Source organism: Daejeonella rubra, from assembly GCF_900103545.1.
Classification (GTDB): domain Bacteria; phylum Bacteroidota; class Bacteroidia; order Sphingobacteriales; family Sphingobacteriaceae; genus Daejeonella; species Daejeonella rubra.
The window spans coordinates 100,610-123,482 of record NZ_FNHH01000004.1; the positions used below are offsets into that span (position 1 = coordinate 100,610).

Below are 22,873 nucleotides of genomic sequence, written 5' to 3' on the forward strand. Positions count from 1 at the left end.
GATTTTAAAATTCGAAATTAATAAATTCTGGTGGATTGCTATTCAAAATACAAACTGAACTGAATGTTTCTAACAAAAAGTTTGTTAATTGGAGCTGTATAGGGGTTTTCTAACCTATCATTATCCTTCAATACACTTCTTCTTGATTGTGCAAATTTGATTTCAGGCGACATTTTGAAAAATTCAAAATACAGATCGAATCCTAGCCCTGCCTCATACCAAACCGTATTTTTAAGATTTTTTAAATATTTAGCTTCCGGACTTAAAGCTATATCATCGGTCTTCTTTTTAGACACAATATCAATGGAATATTTTGCACCGCCAATTATATAAGCCCTGAAATTCTTTCTCCTGTCAGATTTTATTTTTATACCCAATGGAAGATCAATAAGAGTTCCCTGTACTTTTCTCTGAACTGAAAGGCTGGGATCTTCAAACTCATAGTTAACGATGGCATCGGTAAATACCATTCCGGGAGTGAATCGTAAATTTGCGTTGTTGCCAAGTCTGTAATCAGATACAAAACCTAAGCCGAAACCAGGAGTCACCGGAGAACTTAAGCTCCGGAGCTGGCTGTTAATCATTGGTAATCCGTTGAATGGATCTATGAAAGGTCCTTTCCAATTCTCAATTTTTTGAATTTTATATTCAGAGGCTACATATTGGAAGGTAAAACCAAAGTGCAGTTGTTCACCATCTACACCTCCACCCCAGTTCTCCTGTGCAATTGATCTGTTTAAAGTAAAAAGGAAAAGTATACACAGAAGGAGAAGTTTCTTCATTTAACTCCGATATAAATAGAACAGATACCAAACGTTAAAGGGCGGTATTTGGTATTTTGAAATCCAACTTTTTGCATCAGTGCATTAAATTTTTCACCATCAGGAAATGAAGCGACAGATTCAGGCAGGTAAGTATAGGCACTGCTATCCTTCGAGAACATCCTGCCAATTGCAGGAGTAATATATTTAAAGTAGAAATTATAAGCCTGCTTTACAGGAAACACTTTTGGTTTTGAGAATTCCAGAATAACGGCTTTGCCTCCTGGCTTTAATACCCTGAGCATATCGCTGAGGCCCTTTTCAAGGTCTTCGAAATTCCGGACGCCAAATGCCACGGTCACCGCATCAAAGGTATCATTTTCAAAAAGCAGTTTTTCTGAATCACCTAAACGAACTTCAAATTTATCCTGCATTTTTCTTTTCAGGATCTTCTCCCTGGCAATACCCAGCATACCATCTGAAATATCTATTCCGATAACCTTCTCAGGCTTCAGAGTCTGAATCGCCTCGAAAGCAAGGTCGCCGGTACCTGTGGCCACATCAAGTATGTAGGCAGGTTTATCCTGAATAAGCTCCCTGATCGCTATCTTTCTCCAGATCATATCAATACCCAGGGAGAGAAAATGGTTCAGGAAATCATAAGTTCCAGAGATATTATTAAACATACTTGCTACCTGCTCCTTCTTGGTAGCATCCGAATCCTGATAAGGCCGTACAGTTTTAGACATGCGCAAAGATAATGGAATATGGGTTGAGATAATAAAGCTCCCGTACCTTTTCGAAAGAAAGCGAATAAATATGACCCTTAACAGATTGAATTAAATTTACAAGCTTTAAACATTGCGGTCAATATTCTACCTTTGTGAAATGATCATAAAAAGCGCAGAATTTCAATGCAGTAATACAAGGACTGATAAATTACCACCTCCTGAATTACCGGAATATGCCTTTATTGGCCGCTCAAACGTAGGAAAATCTTCTTTAATAAACATGCTGGTTCAGAAAAAAGGACTTGCAAAAACCTCTCAAACACCAGGTAAAACCCAGCTAATCAATCATTTTCTGATCAATGAAAACTGGCAGCTGGTGGATCTTCCAGGCTATGGATATGCAAAAACATCCAAAAGCAACCGTGGTGAATGGCAGAAATTCATTAGTTTTTATCTTAGAAACCGTGAAAACCTACAATGTGTATTTGTGTTGATCGACAGCCGGCTTGATCCCCAGAAGATCGATATTGAATTCTGTTCATGGCTTGGAGAGAACGGCCTTCCCTTCCAGCTGATTTTCACAAAAGCAGATAAGCAATCGCATGTTAAGTCAGATCAGAATGTTGCAAAATTCAGAAAATCACTCCTGGAGATATTTGAGGAAGTGCCAATGCATTACATTACTTCAGCAGAAACTCAGCAGGGACGTGATGAAATTCTCAATTTTATAGGTGATTTGAATAAGTCGTTTACCCGCTAAAAGTATTCAGCAAAAGGCCTAGACCTTAATATTAATTTTACTTCCAGGCTCAATTAAAAATAGAATTGTTCATGAAAAAATATTTTTCTCTAGTATTATTTGCTCACACAGTTTTTGCAATGCCTTTTGCATTCATTGGTTTTTTTCTTGCCATTTCAATAACAGGACAAGAGTTTAACTGGCTTAAACTTTTGCTGATGGTACTTTGTATGATCTTTGCCAGAAATGCAGCAATGGCCTTTAACAGATACCTAGACAGGGATATTGATGCACAAAACCCGAGAACAGTTATACGCGATATCCCATCAGGCAAGATCAGTTCAAATGAAGCATTAATATTCACTATCGTAAATAGCATTCTTTTTATTCTTACTACTTTACTTATAAACAAACTTTGCTTTTACCTGTCTCCGGTAGCACTTGCTGTGGTACTCGGGTATAGTTATACAAAACGATTTACTCCCCTCTGCCATCTTATTCTGGGCCTGGGACTAGCATTGGCACCAATCGGAGCATATTTGGTTGTTGCAGGAGAATTTGCCATGCTTCCTGTTTATTTTTCTCTGGCTGTTTTATGCTGGGTTAGTGGCTTTGATATTATCTATGCACTTCAGGATGAGGAATTTGACAGAGAAAATAATCTTAACTCAATACCGGCCTGGCTTGGAAAGAAAAATGCATTAAATGTTTCATCGATATTTCACTTTCTTGCTGTAATATTCGTGGCTATACCCTATATCATTTCAGACTTGTCATGGTTTTATCTGGCCGGTGTTTTGTTCTTTATCATTTTGCTGATCTATCAGCATCAATTAGTGAAACCAAATGACTTGTCGAAAGTGAACCGTGCTTTTTTCACTACCAATGGCATTGCATCAGTTGTATTTGCTGCCTTTTTTTTACTTGACGCTTACCTGAGAAATCAAATTTAATATGAACGACCTTAAGATCTCTAAAAAACCAAGAACCTACATCCCTGAAACTCTTAACGTAGATTGGAATAGCCTTGAACCTATATTCAATGAATTACAAGACCGGGATATAAATTCTGTTTCAGAGCTTGAAAAATGGCTTTTAGACAGAAGTGAACTTGAGGCAGCCCTCGAGGAAGATTTTGCCTGGAGATATATCCGCATGACCTGCGATACGAAAGACGAGAAGCTTTTGAAGGATTTTCAATTTTTCGCAACCGAGATCGAACCTAAGATCGCGCCTATCCATAATCAATTAAACAAGAAATTTATTGATAATCCGTATTCTAAAGAATTAGATAAGGATAGGTACTTTGTTTACACGCGTGGGATTAAAAAAGCTCTTGAACTTTTCCGTGAAGAAAACATCCCCTTAATGACCCAAATTCAGGTTGAGCAACAAAAGTATCAGGGAATCACTGGTTCAATGTCTGTTAAACTTGGTGAGCAGGAATATACACTGGAACAAGCAGCTGTATTTCTAAAAGACACGGATCGCAAAGTACGTCAGGAGGCATGGGAGGCTATAACAGCGCGCAGATTACAAGACAAAGACAAGCTGGATGAACTATTTAACAGCCTTTTAAAACTTCGCCACCAGGTAGCCTTAAATGCAGGATTTGAAAATTTCAGGGATTATATGTTCCAGGCATTGGGGCGTTTTGACTATACTCCAAAAGACTGTTATAAGTTTCATGAAGCCATAGAAAAAGAAATTGTTCCTATCTTAAAACTTCAGGCAGACAATCGTCGGGAAGCTTTAGGATTAGATGAGTTAAAGCCTTGGGATATGGAGGTAGATGTTTCAGGAAAACCAGCGCTAAAACCATTCAAAGATGGGGAAGAACTGATTGAGAAGTCTATCAAGTGCTTCCGGGGTTTAAGCCCTTATATAGGCGAAAGACTCGAAATAATGAAAGCTAATGGATTTTTTGATGTCGACAGTCGTAAAGGAAAAGCTCCGGGAGGATATAATTATCCACTGGCGGAAAGCGGTGCCCCTTTTATTTTCATGAATTCAGCTGGCACTTTCCGTGATCTTACAACAATGGTTCATGAAGGTGGCCATGCCATTCATACGTTCATCACTTCAGACCTTGAATTGAACGATTTTAAGCATACTCCATCTGAAGTCGCTGAACTTGCTTCCATGAGTATGGAACTGATCTCAATGGACCATTGGGATGTTTATTTCGACAATCCGGAGGAACTTAAGAGAGCTAAGAAAGATCAACTAAAAGATGTACTAAAAACTCTTCCATGGGTTGCCGTTGTAGATCAGTTTCAGCACTGGATATACACCAACCCTGAACATACAAGTGAAGAAAGAGCAGAAGCATGGAAAAATATATTCGAACCTTTTGGCAATAATTTCGCCAACTGGTCTGAACATCAATATGCACTGGAAAATCTCTGGCAAAAACAGCTTCATATTTTTGAAGTGCCCTTCTATTATATTGAGTATGGAATTGCTCAACTTGGAGCAATTGCAGTTTGGAAAAACTATAAAAATGATCCTGAAACAGGGCTTTCCAGGTATCTGGATGCATTAAAGTTAGGCTATACTAAAACTATTAAAGAGATCTATGAAACAGCCGGGATCGAATTCAACTTTAGTGCTGCTTATGTAAAAGAGCTGGCAGACTTCATTAAAAGTGAACTTGAAAAGCTGGACTAATTTTGCTTTTCGAACGTGCAGTTTTTGAACAAAAAACTATATCGCTAAATAAATAGCACACTTTTTGTATTCATACAGGTATGAAAAAATTAATCATACTGTTTGCAATATATATGATCCCTGTTTTATCCCATGCTCAAACCTGGGATACCTTTAAGATCGACAGCGCTGTTTCAGTTAAACTTCCAAAGGGATTTACAAAAACAGATACGGATAAAAAGTATAGCCTTGTTGCAAGAACCTCATTTGGCACTATTTTATTTTTCAAAACACCTGACATTCCACTGGTAACACCAGATATCGAGAAAGACAGACATCTGAAAAGTTTTTATGATGGCTATATAAAAAGTGTAAAAAGCTCCTCTTCTGATGCTCTTATTACGGGTGAAGAAGACAAACTTATTGGCGAACTAAAAGTTAAAGATTTTACTCTTCAGATCGATACTGGCGGTGGAATTCTGTTTCGCGATTTCAGAATATTGCATGCTAATAGTGCCACCTATATTTTTGAATTTCTTTATCAGAATATCCATAAAGAATATGCTATCCCGGAGCGTGATAAATTTTTCAACTCAATTGAAGTTAACGAAAATTTAAGCCGATCTGATCAATATACAAGCCAGGCTCTCAACCCTGAAAAGCCGGATAATACAAAATATCTTATTTGGGGAATCATAGTTGTTCTGCTGGCTGTTGGATTGACCATTTTTCTGATCTTACGAAAAAAAGGTCAGCGTCGTAATTCGTAAATAACAGTGGTGGGATTTTCAAAGGTATCTTTCTGCTCAAAAACAGGCTTCATATCTCCTGCTACCTGTATTTCCGACTCATACTGCTTACGTGATATTACTATCGCATCAGGATGGGATTTCAGATATACAGACAGACTATCCTGACTTTGAATTGCCGGAATCAACCGCTGCATATTAAAGATGTAGGCTGAATTCATCATTTTGTAATACACCAGATCAGGCTTGTCCTTTATCATATCTAATGATCCGGCAACAGGATTTATGCCGTAAACTTCAGGATAAGCTTTTGCAAAGAATAAAAAATTGCAGAGTATAAATGACAGGCCAATACTTAAAATGAATCTGTTTATCTCTCCTCTGCTGATAAAGTACCATGCCAGTATCGCTCCTACTGGAACAGGTATAAAATAGACCCAGACACCTGCTGAACTCTGAACATTCAGATCTGCCTTAAGGCCAAAATAAACTGCTGCAGGAATGGAAAATGCTATGATTAAATAAAAAACGAATGCCCATTTAACTTTACTCAGGGAGACATTCATTTCTTCGAATGCAGACAATAAATAAGCAATCAGGATAGCGATGAAAGGGTATGCAGGTGCCGTATAATTAGGAAGCTTGGTTTGCGAAAACGAAAAGAAGATGATGATTCCAAGCACTATACAAAGACAGAACAATAAAGCCTCTTTTGCACGATGCTTCAAGGCAAAAAACATAGACTGAATACAGAATACGCCTAATGGTAGTAATCCGATCATCACCATGATCAATGGCAATAAAAAGAAACCTCCATGCCCCTCCATAGTATCTGAGTATCGTTTTAAATTATGCTTCAGAAAAAACCCTTCAGTCCAGACACCATTTGTTGCCACATAATTCATCCAATACCATGGCAGGGCAATGAGCATCAATATGAGCAATCCTGCAGGAATTTGAAAAGACCAAACCAAAGACCAGGTAAACCTTCTGCTAATAATCAAAAAGACCAGCATAATTAAGCCGGGTAATGCCAGGGCAATTGGTCCTTTGGTCAGCAATCCCAAACCAAAGCAAGCATACATCAACCACAGCCAAAGCTTCTTCTTTTCTACCAGAAAGGTATAAAAGCACATAAAACTCCCGGTCATGAAAAATATGAGGTATGGATCGGGCACAGACATGCGCATCTGGAAATTAAAGTGCAATGATGACAATAAAACCAAAGCAGTCAACCAGGCGGCCTTCTCGTTAAGAAACTTTTTGCAAAATAAAAAGCTGATCAGGATAGTTAACGCACCGAAAACTGCTGAGAAAAAGCGGGCACTAAATGCCGAAACTCCAAACATTTTATAAGCCCAAACCATGAAAAAATAGTGGAGAGGAGGTTTATCTGTTCTTATCTGGCCGTTAAAATATGGAACTACATAATCTCCGGAAACAAGCATCTCGCGAGCGCATTCGGCATTTTTAGCTTCATCAAGAATATAGATCATGGGTTTATCCAGATTGAGCAAAAGCAACGTTAAACTCAGGGCAAATAAAATAAGGGCCTTGGTAGGTATATCAAGCTTTTCCAAACAACCTCCCATCTAATTTTTGCGAATGATACCATTTGGTATGTTCAAGCCACCAGATAAGCTGAAATGTCATTATTACTGCCAATAAAGCACCTGCAATAATATCCTCCATGAAATGTTGTGCCAGATAAACTCTGGAAAATGCAGTTAAAGCCGCCACAGGTATAAGTATCCAATGGCTATGTTTATAAGGAAGCAGATATGATAAAACAACCGCCAGTGTAAATGCAGAAGCAGTATGTCCGGAAGGAAAGCTATTCCATTCATGCATGGTATAACCATCAATTGTACGTATTGGAGTGATATCTTCAAAAAATTTAACCGGTCTTGGGGCATTGAATAATCTCTTGAAAATCTGAACTGCAAGAGAACTGTATGCATATGCAAGCGCAGTAAGAACAGCATAGCGGTATTTAAAAAACAGCATTCCTATTATTACAACTATTGTCATCCAGCCATCCCCGAGCCAGGTATTAAGTTTGAAAAAATGATCAAAAAAAGCAGTATGCTGATTATTTATCAATAAAAACAGATCCTTTTTAGAAAATACCAGCATCAGTGAAAATCCTGTGATCATCAGTATCAGAAAAGGGATCAGGAAATATCGCTGTCTATAAAGGATTTCAGAAAGGCTTTTATTCATTATTTAGCTTGAATGTGCTTTCAAAACTAAATAATTTTTATGTTTGATTCTTAAACCAATCAATATTCAGAGGATATGTCAATAAACCTGTTTCGAAAAAAATCGATTGAGCTGATTATGAAAGACCGGAAAGCAGGTTTTTCTGATGCTGAAATTGAGGCTGAAGGATTAAAACGGGTTCTAACCGTAAAGGATCTTACCCTCATGGGTATTGCGGCAGTTATTGGTGCCGGTATCTTTTCAACGATCGGCAATGCAGCCTTTCAGGGCGGTCCCGGGGTCAGTATCTTATTTGTTATCACTGCTATTACCTGTGGTTTCTCGGCTTTATGTTATGCTGAATTTGCATCAAGGATTCCTGTTGCGGGCAGTGCTTATACTTATGCTTATGCTTCTTTTGGTGAACTTATTGCCTGGATCATTGGCTGGGACCTATTAATGGAATATGCGATTGGTAATATTGCGGTAGCTATTTCATGGAGCGAATACTTTACCAATTTGCTGGAAGGATTCAATATCCATATTCCGGCATATCTAACAATGGATTACCTCACAGCATCAAAAGCCCATGCTGAAATGCTCACAGCCGGTACTGACCTTAGCGTGATAAGCGAAAAGGCGAAATTTGCAGCGCAGGCATGGGCCACTGCTCCCGGATCCGGTAATTTTAAATTCATTGCAGACATACCGGCACTTGGAATCGTATTTTTAATTACCTATCTGGTGTATATTGGAATCAGAGAGACAAAGAGAGCAACAAATGCAATGGTCATCCTGAAGGTTGCCGTTGTTATAGGCGTAATAATTCTGGGATTTTTCTATGTTAAACCAGCCAACTGGGATCCTTTTATGCCTAATGGCTTTGAAGGTATGATGAAGGGTGTATCCGGAGTTTTCTTTGCTTACATTGGCTTTGACGCAATATCAACAACAGCAGAAGAATGTAAAAACCCACAGCGCGATCTGCCCAAAGGCATGATCTACTCATTGATAATTTGTACGGTATTATATATTCTTGTAGCACTTGTATTAACCGGAATGGTAAGTTATAAGGAATTACAGGTAGAAGATCCACTGGCATTTGTATTTAAAAATGTGGGATTAGAAAACATCAGTTATATCATCTCAATAAGTGCCGTGATTGCCACTGCAAGTGTACTTCTGATCTTTCAGATGGGTCAGCCACGTATCTGGATGAGCATGAGCCGGGATGGACTGTTACCGGCCAAATTTTCAAGCATTCACCCTAAATATAAAACTCCATGGTTTGCAACACTGGTAACAGGTGCAGTAGTAGCCATTCCAGCTTTATTTATGAACCTTACTGAGGTAACTGACCTGACAAGTATAGGTACTTTATTTGCATTTGTGCTGGTATGTGCGGGTGTGCTGCTCCTGCCAAAAGAAGGTGCTGAAGAATCCAAACATAAACGTTTCCGCATCCCTTATATAAATTCAAAGTTTATTGTGCCCCTACTCTTCATCGGAATCTTTATTGTGTTCAAAGAGCAAATTTTAGCATTATTTGACTACAATGGAGATTGGCATGTTTACAAAGATAAACTCCCCTATTTCCTGTTTATTCTGGCAGCAATCATCATGTCTGTACTATCATTCATGAAAAATTTATCGCTTATTCCTGTTTTGGGTATGTTAAGTTGTTTATACCTGATGACAGAACTGGGGTACACCAACTGGCTAAGATTTTTGATCTGGCTTGGATTGGGTCTGATCATATACTTTTCCTACTCTTATCATAAGAGTAATCTGAATAAATAAAATCAGAGTCTATAATAATTTGTCCCGATAAAATAAGACGATGTAAAATTTTACATCGTCTTATTTTTTGGAAAAATTTAAAAAGACATTCCAATAAAAACAAATGCTGATTAGTAGGACATTAACAAAATTTAACATTCAGATCGGCACACACATGAAAAAATTGTTACATTTTTGGATATAAATACTTAATAATAAGTAAAATATCCTGTTATTTTATTCTAAAAATGATCAATATTTTCTTTATGTATAAAATATTTAACTTTTGATAGAGTAATTAATTTAATGAATAATATGAAAGTATTCACACTGGCAATACTAATTTGTTTCAGTACAATCGTGTCATTTGCGCAAAACAAGTACACTATAAAAGGATCAGTGCTTGACACGGTCTCGGGGGTTCCATTGGTGAATACAAGCATCGCCATTTTGAATTCCAATGATTCAACCCTTGTCGGATTCGGACGAGCAGCAGCCAACGGAGGATTTAATCTGAATAACCTTAAAGCAGGTAAATTCATACTTCTGGTGAGTTACCCGGATTATGCAGATTATGTAGAAACATTCAGTCTGGATAGTATCAAAGCAGCCCGGGATTTCGGAAAGATCAAAATGATATTAAAAGCCCGCCTGCTGGAAGAGGTAATTGTAAAAGGTACTGCAGCACAAATGACGATCAAGGGTGATACAACAGAGTTCAATGCTGCAGCATTTAATATAGAGGCCAATTCAAAGGTTGAAGATCTGCTGAAACAGTTGCCAGGTATACAGGTTGATAAAGACGGTAAGATCACAGCCCATGGTCAGGCGGTAAATAAGGTTTTGGTAGATGGAGAAGAATTCTTTGGAGATGACCCTACCCTTGTTACTAAAAATATCCGGGGCGACATGGTCGACAAGGTGCAGCTCTATGATAAGAAAAGCGATCAGGCTACTTTCACCGGAATAGATGATGGCGAACGCACCAAAACAATTAATATCAAATTAAAAGAAGGTAAAAAACAGGGTTATTTCGGAAAAGTTGATGGAGGAGCAGGCAATGAAGAATTTTATCAGGGCCAGGCAATGTTCAATGTGTTTAAGGAGAAACAGAAATTTTCTGCCTATGGCACTATTGCCAATACTGCAAAAACGGGCTTGGGATGGGAAGATAACAGCAAATATAGTTCATCCAATGTTCAGGTAATGGAAGGTGGTATGATCATGATATCCGGAGAAGGTGGCAGTGACCTTGATTCCTTTGATGGAAGATTCAATGGAGAAGGAATCCCAGTTACCAGAAGTGGTGGTCTTCATTATGATACCAAATGGAAGGAAGATAAGTATTCCTTAAACATGAATTATAAAGCGGGTTCGATCAACGTTGCAGGAAACAAAAACTCCCTAAACCAGAATAACCTGCCAACTGGAATCATCAATAGTAATTCCGATCAGAATTTCGATAATTCAATGTTCCGGCAAAAACTGGATGGCATATTTCTGGTTAAGCTTGATACAACATCAGACCTTAAAATCACGATCGACGGAACATTAAAAAACAGTCAGAGCAATAGCAATTTTCTGGCCTCAGGTTTCAGAGGAAATGGTATATCAATTAACAAAAGTAACCGAAGACTTAGCAATGATGCAGACCAGAAGCTTTTTAATACCAGTGCTTTATGGACAAAAAAACTAAAAAAGAAGGGCCGTACCCTATCGCTGACTCTTGGTCAGAAATACGATGATGATGATGCAGCAGGATTTCTAAATTCAGAGAATAGCTTTTTCAATACACAAGGGGTACTTGACAGCATCCAGTTAATTGACCAATATAAGACCAATGTGAGCAGAAATTCAGGATTTAATTCTAATCTTGCTTATACTGAACCCCTGTCAAAATCCCTTTCTGTCATTCTGAATTACGGCCTAAACCTGAACAATAGCATTGTAGAAAGGAAATCGTTCAATAAATCATCTACAGGAAAATATGATATTCTGGATAAAGAGTTCAGCAATGATTTTGAGCTTGATCAAACATCAAACCAAACCGGAGCCGTTTTCAATTACAGAAAAAATAAGAACATTATTAATTTCGGAACGCGATTAAGTTCAGTAGATTTTAAGCAAACTGACAGAAATACAGGAACAGTTTACCAAAGAGATTTTCTTAACTGGCTACCACAGGCATCCTTCAGGCATAATTTTTCAAATCAGAAATCATTTGAAGTACGATACAATGGTTCAACAAACCAGCCAACACTCAATCAGATCCAGCCGATCAAAGTCAATACTGATCCCTTAAATATTACTTTAGGAAACCCTGATCTTAAACCTTCATTCAGAAGTGGATTTAATGCCTACTATAATTCTTACAAAGTACTTAGCGACAAGTCAATCTATTTAAGTGGCAGCTATTCATCTACCTATAACGCAATTGTGAACAATACCGTAACAGATGCAGCAGGAAAAAGTACCTATCAATCATTTAACCTGGCCGATAAGAACCCGAATAATTTTTATTTCTATGGTGGATATGGAAGAAAGATTCCGGGAACAGAACTTAGAATTGGAATGAATTTAAATACTGATGGCAATACTTACTTCAACATGATCAATAATGTATTGAATAAAACACGTTCGAGCAGTTACGGCACCCAGCTAACATTTCAAATGTACAAGCAGAAAAAAATTGAATTTTATTTCTCCCTTGGTCCGGAATATATAACCAGTGAATCATCCCTGCAAAAACAGATCAATAACAATGGCTGGGGAGCAAACTCGCAATTTGAATTACAGGTATACTTACCACAAAAGGTAAGGATCCAAACGAGCGCAAATTTCGAATACCAGCAAAAGACTCAATCCTTTGATCAGGACTTTAACCGTCTGATCTGGAATACAAATATTTCAAAAAGCTTCCTGAAAGAAGAAAGCCTTAAACTAACACTTAGCGGCAATGATCTGTTGAATCAAAACACTGGTTTTAACAGAAGGGCAACAAGTAATATGATCATTCAGAATAGCTATACTACTATCAAAAGATATTTCATGTTTTCCCTTTCATATGACCTGAACCATATGGGTGGAGGCTCACAAAAACAATAAACTTATGAAAAATTTAACCCTGCTTTCCATCTTATTATTGACCATTTTATCAGCCCGTTCTGCTCATTGTCAGAATGCACGATTCACTACTGAAGGCACAATTGAATTTGAAAAAAGTGTGAACATGCATGCTCAGATCAAAAAATACATCAATAAGGATAATGAAGTTTATTATATTCCAGCCTTCGAGCAATTCAAAAAAACTCAAACACAATTCAGAGTATTGAAAAGCACCCTGGTATTCAGTAAAGATAAGACCCTGTTCACACCTGCCCCTGTTGAAGATGCAGCCCGCAGCTGGTTCAGTGACATTCCTGCATCTACTCAGAATAATATCATCTTTACAAACTTAACTTCCAATACCAGCATTGTCCAGAAATCTATTTTCGAAGAAACTTTCCTGGTGAGTGACAGTACACGTAAGATCAATTGGAAAATAACTTCAGAAACCCGTGACATTGCAGGATATTCATGCCGCAGGGCAAATGCCATTATTATGGATTCGATCTATGTAGTTGCTTTCTATACAGATGAGATCCCTGTTTCGGGCGGACCGGAATCATTTACCGGTTTACCAGGAATGATCCTTGGAGTTGCCCTTCCGCATGAAAACATGAGTTGGTTTGCCAAACTGGTAACGGATAAGCCTATAGCTTCGGGTCTACTTGTGGCACCCAAAAAAGGAAAAGCAACTGATAATAAAGGCCTGCTGGCTATTCTGACCAAGGTGATGAAAAGCTGGGGAAGCTATGCCCAGCATTCCCTGAAATCATTTCTATTGTAATCTGGAATTGATCCGGTGATATACATTCCTGAGATTCATCAAGGAGTTACGAAATGATAACAACCAAAAAAGACGCGGATAGAGCGTCTTTTTTGGTTTTTGAGATTAAATAAAGATCTATTCCAGGCGGGTTAATTCACTGGTGTCCTGATAAGAGATCATAAGAGGTACCCTTTCAATAGTCACAAAACTAATATCAAGGCCAAATCCACGTTCTTCAGAAAGTGAAAACTTCTTCAGTATGAAATAATAGTCCATGATAAACTTATCCCTGAAGCTTAAAACATTTGATTTGGCCAATACTTTTTCCAATACCACAAATCTGAAATCACCAATGATCTTATATTTATTCAGGGAGGTATATTTACTTGTAATATCGACCTCACCATTTTTCACCAGCTCTTCCACTACTTTTCTGAACAACACATTGATCTGCTGCTCCACACGGAAACCCAGCTTAAAATCAATCCGAATCAGTTTATTTGGGATTAAGGCTTCAACCTTATAGTCCCTTGTAAATGGTTCGTCCGTAACATCAACATGAACGAGCCAGTAAACATCTGCCCTCTTTGGCTGCTTCTGAAGAATAGAATACATTATTTTTGATTCTATCTCAGAATTAAAGTTTGAACTGGTGAGATAAACCAACTGAGAGGCATATTTAGGTACAGATTCATCCTCGCTTAATTCAGTTAGAATAGGATAATATGAATCTATCTCAACAAACTTTACAAAGCGGTTTTTAATTTTTCTTGCTGAATACCATGCCCACATGACTGAAAGCAGTAATGAAGCCAATAATAAAGTAAACCACCCACCATGAAGAAACTTAGCCATATTGGCTACTAAAAATCCTAATTCAATTAGTCCGTAGATCGTTACAAAAATTATAATCAGGTAATTAGGGAACTTCTTACGCTTAAGAAAAACAGCTACAAGTATTGTGGTCATCAGGAAGGTAAGGTTTATTGCCAATCCATAGGCACCTTCCATATTTTGAGATTCACGGAAAATCAGAACAACAATTATACATCCTACCCACAATAAAATATTGATTGAAGGAACGTATAACTGTCCTTTTTGATTACTTGGGTAATTAATTTTAACCTTTGGCCACAAATTAAGTCTCACGGCCTCTGATATCAGAGTAAAAGAACCTGAGATCATAGCCTGACTGGCAATGATCGCAGCTGCGGTAGCAATACTTATTCCGGCAATTAAGAACCACTCCGGCATAATGCTGAAGAATGGATTGTCACCCGGGCTTAAAGTACTTCCCTGATGCTGCCATAGCCATACACCCTGACCAAAATAGTTCAATAAAAGGCATAACTTAACATATATCCAACTTATCCGGATATTTGATCGTCCGCAATGCCCCAGATCAGAATACAGTGCCTCTGCTCCTGTGGTACAAAGAAAGACCGCACCAAGTATAAATAAGGCACTTGGGTTAGTTGATAGTAAAACATAGGCATAGTATGGACTAATTGCTTTGAGAATTTCAGGAAACTGTGCAAGATAAAAACTGCCCAAAATTGCCATCATGGTGAACCATACAAACATGATCGGGCCAAATGCCTTACCTACGATGAAAGTCCCGAACTGCTGTATTAAAAACAGCAGTGAGATGATGACAATTACAATTGGAACCGTTGGAATGTCTTTGTAAAAGATTCTTAATCCCTCTATGGCAGCAGAAACTGTAATAGGTGGAGTGATCATCCCATCAGCAAGCAACGCCGATCCACCAACCATAGCTGGAATGACCAGCCATTTCCCCTTTTTCTTAACCAAAGAGTAAAGCGATAGTATCCCACCCTCACCTTTATTGTCAGCGCGTAACGTAATTATCACATACTTTATTGTGGTCTGCAAGGTCAGCGTCCAAAATATACAGGACAATCCTCCCAAAATAAGGTCAGTCGTTATGATACGGTCTGCAATTATAGCTTTAAATACATATAATGGAGATGTTCCTATATCACCGTATATGATACCTAAACTAATCAATAAACCTGCAGCAGATAGCTTGTGGAGATTTTTTATATTTGACACTTCAATTAAATTATGCGACAAAAGTACATCTTAAAAACAATATCACAACTGTAGAAATAATACATTGATTTTCAATCATTTTTTTTTAAATTTATTCCAACATCTGAAGGTTTTCAGACGTATAAATATTAGTTTTAGTTAAAATTTGTTAAAAAAGACTCAAAACCCTGTAGGTATATTTTAAAATGCCTTATATTTATTTTTTTATCAGAATTGCGTATGATAAACGTCTACCTGCGAATTTTTATTATATCCATAGTGTCAACCATAATAATGGTGGGCAATACCTATGCATATAATTTATCACAGGGTTCCAGGCCAGATACGTCAAAGGTAAAAGCAAAGGTTTCTACAAAAATAACTGATACCAGGATCAATAAACCAGCCTATTTAAAAAACGGTGTTAAGGTGAATTTCATACCTTTTAAACCTGCAAAAGACAGCTTTTTTGGAAACACTAAGGTCATGGGTGCTCCAAAACCGGTCGAGAATGACAAGGTATTGAACAATGTCAAAGTATATCCTAACCCGATTTCTGATCAATTGAATTTAAGCTTTAACATGAGTAAAGATGCTACTGTTACAGTCAAAATAATGGATGTGCTTGGAAATGAGATCACTACTCTGCTTTCTGAAAGAGTTGCAGCCGGGGATCAGACAAAACCCTTCATCATCGCTTCCCGCATCACCAGCGGGTTCTATTTCATTCGCGTTAGCGTCGGGTCTGAGATCATTACAAAACGAATCTCAGTTCTTTAATCAAAATTTCATCTTCTTTTTATTCAGTATTTATATATTCGCTGTATGAAAATAATAGCTATTGGACGTAATTACGCCGAACATGCCAAAGAATTGAACAATCCAGTACCAACTGTGCCTGTGATATTCATGAAACCAGATACTGCAGTATTAAAGGATAATAAACCATTTTACCACCCTGAATTTTCAAACGACATTCATCATGAAATAGAACTCGTTTTAAAAATATCTAAAGAGGGAAAACATATAGCTGAAAAATTTGCAAGCAATTATTTTGATGAAATAGGCCTTGGAGTTGATTTTACCGCAAGAGATATACAACAAAAACATAAGGAAAAAGGTCTGCCCTGGGAATTGGCCAAAGCATTTGACAATTCTGCTCCGGTAAGCAAATTTATTCCTAAATCAAATTTCAAGGATTTAACTAATCTGAACATCAAACTGGATCTTAATGGGAATACTGTTCAAAGCGGAAATACAAGAGACCTGCTATTTTCCTATGAATATATTATTGCCTTTGTATCCAGATATATAACGCTTAAAAAAGGAGACCTTATCTTCACTGGTACTCCTCAGGGAGTTGGAAAAGTAAATGTCGGCGATCATTTGGCAGGCTATTTGGAAGATGAGAAATTACTGGATTTTTATGTCCGGTAATAATCCTTTCAAATGTTAAAAAAAATCCTATCTATAGTTTTACTGTTAACGTCCAATCTGGCATACAGCCAGGTTGGACAGACCACCTACCCTTTAAACTATTTCAGACCTCCACTTGACCTCCCTCCTATCATTGCAGGTAATTTTGGAGAAATACGATCTAATCATTTTCATTCAGGGCTCGATTTCAAAACTAATCAGCGTGAGGGGTACCCCGTTTTTGCCGTTGCGGATGGTTTCATTTCAAGGATAAGAGTTCAGATAGGTGGAGGTGGAAATGCAGTTTATGTAAGCCATCCTAATGGATTCACTTCCGTTTATATGCATTTAAGAAACTACAATGACCGAATAAGCCAGGCACTGAAGATGTATCAGTACAGAGCAGAAAAATTCGACGTAGATTTTCCGCTTCTTTCTGTTGAAATTCCAGTTAAAAAAGGTGAAATCATTGCTTTTTCAGGAAATACAGGAGGGTCAAGTGGTCCTCACCTGCATTTTGAACTGCGCGATACTAAAACCGAAGAAACTATTAACCCGCAACTCTTTGGTATTACCATTCCAGATAGGATTAAACCAACGATAACAGGCTTATACCTCTACAATCTGTATGGAAATCCTTTTAGTGAGCACACGCCTAAGCAACTTTATCCGGTTAACGGAGCGGCAGGAAAATACCAGTTATCAGCCCAAACCATTGTTAATCTTGGAGGAGAATCTGGCTTTGGAATTGTAGCTTCTGACAAAAACTCTGCATCAGACAACCTAAACGGAGCATATTCTATTGAATTGTTCATTGATGACCGCCTTATACATTCTTCTGTTTGGGAAAAATTTTCCTTCGAGTACTCGCGCGGTATAAATTCCCATATTGATTATCCAGCATTGATTTCAACGGGCAGGCGAATTCAAAAAAGCTTCACTGAACCCGGGAATGCCTTGAATATTTATAAAAATGTGGTCAATAGCGGATTGATAAATATTAGCGATCAAAACATTCATGATGCAAAGTATGTGGTGAAAGATATCGCCGGAAATGAAAGTGTATTGAACTTCAGGCTAAGGTTTGATCCAGCATTAAAAAAATCAATGAAGCAGGTTCAAGGAAAAACAATGGCATTTAACCAGATCAACAAGTTCGATACCACCGGACTAAGTATTACATTTCCTCTAAAAACTCTGTACAGCGAACTTAATTTTGTTTACAGCAGATCACCCAGGCCAGTTGGGGGATATTCTGCTATCCATCATGTTCATAATCGTTTAATACCTTTAAACGGATCATACAATTTGTTAATAAAAACGGATGAAGATCTCCCGACAAATTTGCGAAGTAAAACATTGATCGTGAATACCCGAAAAAATGCCCAGGGCGGTTTTTATGAAAATGGATATGTAAAAGCTGAATTAAAAACCTTCGACAGCTTTTATATTACGCTGGATACTGTTGCTCCCAAAATTATCCCGGTGAATATCAGGGACGGAATAAGCCTGGCTTCGGCTTCAAGAATTCAATTCCGGATATCTGATAATTTATCAGGGATCGAAAGTTTTTCCGCACTATTGGACGGGCGCTGGGTATTGATGGAATATGATTCCAAATCAGGCTCTTTATGGCATCGTATGGACGATTCTCTAAGCAAAGGGAAACACGATTTTCAACTCATTGTAAACGACAGGAAAAACAATACAGCAATGTACCATGCGGTATTTTACAAGTAGGTAGAAATATTCCCTTCACAATATTTATTTTACTAATTTTAGGGCATCAAAAACGCATTTGAATGAATGAATTAAGTGAAGGACAAAAAGCTCCGGATTTTTCAGCAAATGATCAGAATGGGAAGCCTGTCAGACTCAGTGATCTTGCGGGAAAGAATATTATTCTTTACTTCTATCCCAAAGATGATACTCCAGGCTGTACTGCAGAAGCATGCAGCTTCAGAGATAATTATGAATCCTTATTGACAGAAGGCTTTGAAGTTTTGGGAGTAAGTACAGACGATGAAAAATCACATCTGAAATTTATCAGCAAACATAATTTACCATTCTCGCTTATCGCTGATACTGAAAAGAAAATTGTTGAAGCTTACGGAGTTTGGGTTGAGAAGAATATGTACGGCAAAAAATACATGGGTGTAGCACGCAAAACATTCATTATTGATAAAAATGGTATGATCCGGAAAATCATTGAAAAGGTTGATACTAAAAACTCCTCAGCACAGGTTTTAGAAGCATTAAAATAAAATCGTTAAAATATTACAGTTCAATAAATTATAAAATCACCTCATCTATTCAAAAATCATGGCTATTTTCGCAGAGCCATTAAGCATTTAATATGACTCCAGATATTGATAAATTAACAAAAGTTGCCTCTCAGGTTCGCAGGGATATAGTTAGAATGGTACATGCCTGCCAGTCAGGTCACCCGGGTGGTTCACTTGGCTGTGCTGATTATTTAGTAGCCCTGTATTTCCACACGCTTAAGCATAATACCAAATTTGATATGGACGGACATGGTGAAGACCTGTTCTTTTTATCCAATGGACATATTTCGCCCGTTTGGTACAGTGTATTAGCGCGCTCGGGTTATTTTGAGGCATCTGAACTTGTCACATTCAGAAAGATCAATACCAGATTACAGGGACATCCTACAACACATGAAAATTTACCTGGAGTACGTATTGCTTCAGGTTCTTTAGGACAGGGAATGTCTGTTGCGATCGGTGCTGCAGTAGCTAAAAAATTAAATAATGACAGTCGCCTTGTCTTTTCATTACATGGGGATGGAGAATTGCAGGAAGGCCAGGTTTGGGAAGCAGCAATGTATGCCAGCCATAATAAAGTAGACAACCTAATTTCAACTATCGATGTTAACGGTCAGCAAATTGATGGACCAACCGATTTAATCCTTTCATTAGGTAATTTAAGAGCCAAATGGGAAGCTTTTGGATGGGAAGTCCTTGAAATGAGCGGAAATGATATGACAGATGTAGTTCGTGTACTTGATCTCGCTATATCTAAAACATCAAAAGGAAAACCGATCATGATATTAATGCAAACGATGATGGGTAACGGAGTTGATTTCATGATGCACACCCATAAATGGCATGGTACCGCTCCAAATGATGAACAGCTTGCTGCTGCCCTGGGGCAATTGGAAGAAACGCTTGGTGATTATTAATAATTCCTGATAAAAGATCAGAAAATCAGAAGATACCTTAAATTTATTTATACCTGATCCAGATCAGGAACTTGTTTTGTTATATGAAGAAATACACATACACTGAGAAAAAAGATACTCGTTCAGGTTTTGGAGCTGGTTTATTAGAAGCCGGTAAAAAGAATGATCAGGTTGTTGCCCTATGTGCAGATTTGATCGGCTCATTAAAAATGGATGCTTTTATTAAGGAATTTCCTGAACGATTTTTCCAGATCGGGATTGCGGAAGCAAATATGATGGGAATTGCTGCAGGATTAACAATCGGAGGTAAAATTCCATTTACAGGCACATTTGCGAATTTCTCAACTGGCCGTGTGTATGATCAGATAAGACAATCAATCGCCTATTCCGACAAAAACGTAAAGATCTGTGCTTCCCATGCCGGACTTACATTAGGAGAAGATGGAGCAACTCACCAGATCCTTGAAGATATCGGAATGATGAAAATGCTTCCCGGAATGGTTGTGATCAACCCATGTGATTATAATCAAACGAAAGCAGCGACTATGGCTATTGCCGATTATCATGGTCCGGTTTACTTAAGATTCGGAAGACCAACAGTGCCAGTATTTACAGATCCGGATCAGAAATTCGAAATTGGAAAAGCATGGATGGTCAATGAAGGTACTGATGTAAGTATTTTCGCTACCGGACATATGGTCTGGAAAGCTATTGAAGCAGGAGAAATACTTGCTGAGGAAGGAATCAATGTTGAAATTATAAATATTCATACCATTAAACCTTTGGATGAAGAAGCAGTCTTAAAATCAGTAGCTAAAACTGGATGTGTAGTTACTGCAGAAGAGCATAACCGAATTGGTGGATTAGGAGACAGTATTGCCCAGCTTTTAGCGACAAACAATCCGGTTCCTCAGGAATATGTGGCAGTGAACGACAGCTTCGGTGAAAGCGGAACTCCGGATCAGTTAATGAAAAAGTACGGATTGGATACTGAAGATATAATAAAGGCAGTAAAAAAGGTTATCAAACGCAAGTAAAATAAAAAAGCACGGGATCCAGACCATTAATAAAAAATATGCAGGTTGAGGATTCAGAGATATTAGAAAAATTCGCGCAGGAAAACACCCGCGAAGAAGCTTTTAGTTTGTTACTGAATAAGTATCAACAAAAAATATACTGGCACATCAGAAGAATGGTCATCGATCATGATGATACAGATGACCTTGTACAGGATGTTTTTATAAAAGTATGGAAAAGCCTCTCCAACTTCAGAAGTGATTCTCAACTCTTTACCTGGCTTTACCGGATAGCAACAAATGAAAGTATTACTTTTTTAAACCGGAAAAAATTAAGGAATAGTGTTTCTCTGGACGAGTCTGCGGGAAAGGATCTGATCGAAACTCTTGCAGAAAGCCCCTATTTTGATGGTGACAAAGCTCAAATGAAACTTCAACAGGCCTTGCTTACACTACCTGAAAAACAAAGACTGGTGTTTAACATGAAATACTTTGACGATCTCAAATATGAAGAGATCTCTGAAATATTAGGCACAAGTGTGGGAGCACTGAAAGCCTCCTTTCATATTGCAGTAAAGAAGATCGAACATATATTATTAAATTCAGATTAAACCTTTTAATTTGAAAAGTATCAAAGGAATATGGAATTAAGAGATTCAGATATGGAATGGGAAAAGGAAGCGCCAACTCTTGCAGCAATCAAGAGAGTGAATCCTTTTGTTGTGCCTTCCGGATATTTCGAATCTTTATCTGAAGACATACATGCAAGAGTGCTGATCGAATCAGCCCGTTTTGAAAGTACCGAGGAGTTTAATATCCCTGATAATTACTTTGAACAACTACCCTCAAGAATTGAGGAAAGACTTGCAATAGAAAATATTCAATCTTTGGTTCCTTCCCTGGGTTTTAGCGTTCCTGAGTCCTATTTTTCAGAGCTTAGTGAACGAATTCAATCTAAAATAGCTGAACAGAGACCCGAAAAGAAGAGAAATATTTTTAACTCGTGGATCAGTTACTCAGCAGCTGCATGTATTACACTGGTTCTGGGTACTGCGCTTTATTTTAACTCCACAGGTTATACAATTGGCAGAGATCTATCAGAAGTTCCTGACCAGGAGATCATTAACTACCTGCAAATTCACAGTACAGTCGGTGATAACCAATACATCATTGAAAACTTAAGCGTTGAAGGAATGCAGCAAGTGACTTCCGATGTATCATCACAAGAAATAGAACAATACATTAATAGTACAACATTATGAACGGAAAGCTAAAGAAAGGGATATGGAGTATTATTTTCTGCATGACTCTTAGTGCATCATTATTTGCACAGGATCACCGTGAACGCTATGAACAGATTGAGGCCATAAAAGTCGCTTTTATTACCAAGAAACTAGATCTCACAACGGATGAAGCACAGAAATTCTGGCCGGTTTACAATAATTACCAGAAGGAATTGATGGAGCTGATGAAAAAGCGAAGAGAGGACAGGCAGAAGGCTGACATCGCTCCGAATGATAAAATAAATGCAGATCTTGCTTACGAAAGCAAAATGCTGGATCTGAAAAAGAAATATAAAAAACTTTATTCCAGGGCTATTCCTGCTGAAAAGATCCTTCTTTTATACCAGGCTGAACGCGAATTCAGGGAGCACCTGATCAAGCAATTAAACCATCGCCGCAAATCAAGTAATTAATTAGGAT

At 37.9% G+C, this 22,873-nt stretch carries 21 protein-coding genes; 16 read left to right on the forward strand and 5 right to left on the reverse strand.

The genetic code is table 11. The features are described from left to right. Positions 1 to 38 precede the first annotated feature (38 nt). Together porT and ubiE are read right to left on the reverse strand one after the other, a co-directional pair. Positions 39 to 782 carry a type IX secretion/gliding motility protein PorT/SprT gene (porT, locus tag BLR27_RS04225; protein WP_090700701.1) on the reverse strand — a complete coding sequence of 248 codons (744 nt, stop codon included), beginning with the start codon at positions 780 to 782 and terminating at the stop codon, positions 39 to 41. After that, positions 779 to 1,510, reverse strand: a complete 732-nt coding sequence (ubiE, locus tag BLR27_RS04230; RefSeq protein WP_090700704.1) for a bifunctional demethylmenaquinone methyltransferase/2-methoxy-6-polyprenyl-1,4-benzoquinol methylase UbiE — start codon at positions 1,508 to 1,510, stop codon at positions 779 to 781. The genes porT and ubiE overlap by 4 nt, the downstream gene beginning before the upstream one ends. 139 nt (positions 1,511 to 1,649) lie before the next feature. On the opposite strand from ubiE, the gene yihA reads away from it, so the two are divergent. The 4 genes from yihA (at position 1,650) to BLR27_RS04250 (ending at position 5,650) form a co-directional block, all read left to right on the forward strand. Beyond that, positions 1,650 to 2,252: a ribosome biogenesis GTP-binding protein YihA/YsxC gene (gene yihA / locus BLR27_RS04235; RefSeq protein ID WP_090700707.1), complete on the forward strand. Its 603-nt coding sequence runs from the start codon at positions 1,650 to 1,652 to the stop codon at positions 2,250 to 2,252. Positions 2,253 to 2,323: 71 nt separating this feature from the next. Continuing rightward, positions 2,324 to 3,184: a UbiA-like polyprenyltransferase gene (locus BLR27_RS04240; protein ID WP_090700711.1), complete on the forward strand. Its 861-nt coding sequence runs from the start codon at positions 2,324 to 2,326 to the stop codon at positions 3,182 to 3,184. Between the two features lies 1 nt (position 3,185). Further along, positions 3,186 to 4,901: a M3 family oligoendopeptidase gene (locus BLR27_RS04245; protein WP_090700715.1), complete on the forward strand. Its 1,716-nt coding sequence runs from the start codon at positions 3,186 to 3,188 to the stop codon at positions 4,899 to 4,901. An 80-nt stretch (positions 4,902 to 4,981) separates the two neighbouring features. Further along, positions 4,982 to 5,650 (forward strand): DUF829 domain-containing protein, encoded by a 669-nt coding sequence (locus BLR27_RS04250; protein WP_090700718.1) that lies wholly within the window; start codon positions 4,982 to 4,984, stop codon positions 5,648 to 5,650. Here BLR27_RS04250 and BLR27_RS04255 read toward each other — a convergent pair. Together BLR27_RS04255 and BLR27_RS04260 are read right to left on the reverse strand one after the other, a co-directional pair. Continuing rightward, a complete protein-coding gene (locus tag BLR27_RS04255) occupies positions 5,632 to 7,209 on the reverse strand; it encodes an ArnT family glycosyltransferase (protein ID WP_176767606.1) in 1,578 nt (525 codons plus the stop codon). The two genes, BLR27_RS04250 and BLR27_RS04255, sit on opposite strands and share 19 nt — an antisense overlap. Then, positions 7,196 to 7,852 (reverse strand): phosphatase PAP2 family protein, encoded by a 657-nt coding sequence (locus BLR27_RS04260; protein ID WP_090700727.1) that lies wholly within the window; start codon positions 7,850 to 7,852, stop codon positions 7,196 to 7,198. The genes BLR27_RS04255 and BLR27_RS04260 overlap by 14 nt, the downstream gene beginning before the upstream one ends. 75 nt (positions 7,853 to 7,927) lie before the next feature. Between BLR27_RS04260 and BLR27_RS04265 the strand changes: the two genes are divergently transcribed. From BLR27_RS04265 to BLR27_RS04275, 3 genes are all read left to right on the forward strand, one after another. After that, the gene (locus BLR27_RS04265; protein ID WP_090700730.1) at positions 7,928 to 9,631 is read left to right on the forward strand and encodes an amino acid permease; all 1,704 of its coding nucleotides are present in this window, start codon (positions 7,928 to 7,930) and stop codon (positions 9,629 to 9,631) included. Between the two features lie 294 nt (positions 9,632 to 9,925). Then, positions 9,926 to 12,715, forward strand: coding sequence for a TonB-dependent receptor (locus BLR27_RS04270; RefSeq protein WP_090701098.1), 2,790 nt, complete (start codon positions 9,926 to 9,928; stop codon positions 12,713 to 12,715). 4 nt (positions 12,716 to 12,719) lie between these two features. Then, positions 12,720 to 13,499: a GLPGLI family protein gene (locus BLR27_RS04275; protein WP_090701099.1), complete on the forward strand. Its 780-nt coding sequence runs from the start codon at positions 12,720 to 12,722 to the stop codon at positions 13,497 to 13,499. A 117-nt stretch (positions 13,500 to 13,616) separates the two neighbouring features. Here the strand turns inward: BLR27_RS04275 and BLR27_RS04280 are convergent, their stop codons facing one another. Next, complete coding sequence (locus BLR27_RS04280; protein ID WP_090700733.1) at positions 13,617 to 15,557, reverse strand: KUP/HAK/KT family potassium transporter; 1,941 nt, start codon at positions 15,555 to 15,557, stop codon at positions 13,617 to 13,619. Positions 15,558 to 15,815: 258 nt separating this feature from the next. Between BLR27_RS04280 and BLR27_RS04285 the strand changes: the two genes are divergently transcribed. The 9 genes from BLR27_RS04285 (at position 15,816) to BLR27_RS04325 (ending at position 22,866) form a co-directional block, all read left to right on the forward strand. Then, positions 15,816 to 16,316, forward strand: coding sequence for a T9SS type A sorting domain-containing protein (locus BLR27_RS04285; RefSeq protein WP_176767607.1), 501 nt, complete (start codon positions 15,816 to 15,818; stop codon positions 16,314 to 16,316). A 45-nt stretch (positions 16,317 to 16,361) separates the two neighbouring features. Then, positions 16,362 to 16,973, forward strand: coding sequence for a fumarylacetoacetate hydrolase family protein (locus BLR27_RS04290; protein ID WP_090700741.1), 612 nt, complete (start codon positions 16,362 to 16,364; stop codon positions 16,971 to 16,973). 12 nt (positions 16,974 to 16,985) lie between these two features. Beyond that, positions 16,986 to 18,692: a M23 family metallopeptidase gene (locus BLR27_RS04295; RefSeq protein ID WP_090700744.1), complete on the forward strand. Its 1,707-nt coding sequence runs from the start codon at positions 16,986 to 16,988 to the stop codon at positions 18,690 to 18,692. 62 nt (positions 18,693 to 18,754) lie between these two features. Next, positions 18,755 to 19,216 carry a thioredoxin-dependent thiol peroxidase gene (gene bcp, locus BLR27_RS04300; RefSeq protein ID WP_090700747.1) on the forward strand — a complete coding sequence of 154 codons (462 nt, stop codon included), beginning with the start codon at positions 18,755 to 18,757 and terminating at the stop codon, positions 19,214 to 19,216. A gap of 92 nt (positions 19,217 to 19,308) precedes the next feature. Then, a complete protein-coding gene (locus tag BLR27_RS04305; RefSeq protein ID WP_090700752.1) occupies positions 19,309 to 20,154 on the forward strand; it encodes a transketolase in 846 nt (281 codons plus the stop codon). A gap of 83 nt (positions 20,155 to 20,237) precedes the next feature. Further along, positions 20,238 to 21,191 (forward strand): transketolase family protein, encoded by a 954-nt coding sequence (locus BLR27_RS04310; RefSeq protein WP_090700755.1) that lies wholly within the window; start codon positions 20,238 to 20,240, stop codon positions 21,189 to 21,191. Between the two features lie 38 nt (positions 21,192 to 21,229). Then, the gene (locus tag BLR27_RS04315) at positions 21,230 to 21,781 is read left to right on the forward strand and encodes an RNA polymerase sigma factor (RefSeq protein ID WP_090700759.1); all 552 of its coding nucleotides are present in this window, start codon (positions 21,230 to 21,232) and stop codon (positions 21,779 to 21,781) included. 30 nt (positions 21,782 to 21,811) lie between these two features. Beyond that, positions 21,812 to 22,432: a hypothetical protein gene (locus BLR27_RS04320; protein ID WP_090700762.1), complete on the forward strand. Its 621-nt coding sequence runs from the start codon at positions 21,812 to 21,814 to the stop codon at positions 22,430 to 22,432. After that, positions 22,429 to 22,866 carry a hypothetical protein gene (locus BLR27_RS04325; RefSeq protein ID WP_143007694.1) on the forward strand — a complete coding sequence of 146 codons (438 nt, stop codon included), beginning with the start codon at positions 22,429 to 22,431 and terminating at the stop codon, positions 22,864 to 22,866. The genes BLR27_RS04320 and BLR27_RS04325 overlap by 4 nt, the downstream gene beginning before the upstream one ends. The last annotated feature ends 7 nt before the right edge of the window (positions 22,867 to 22,873 follow it).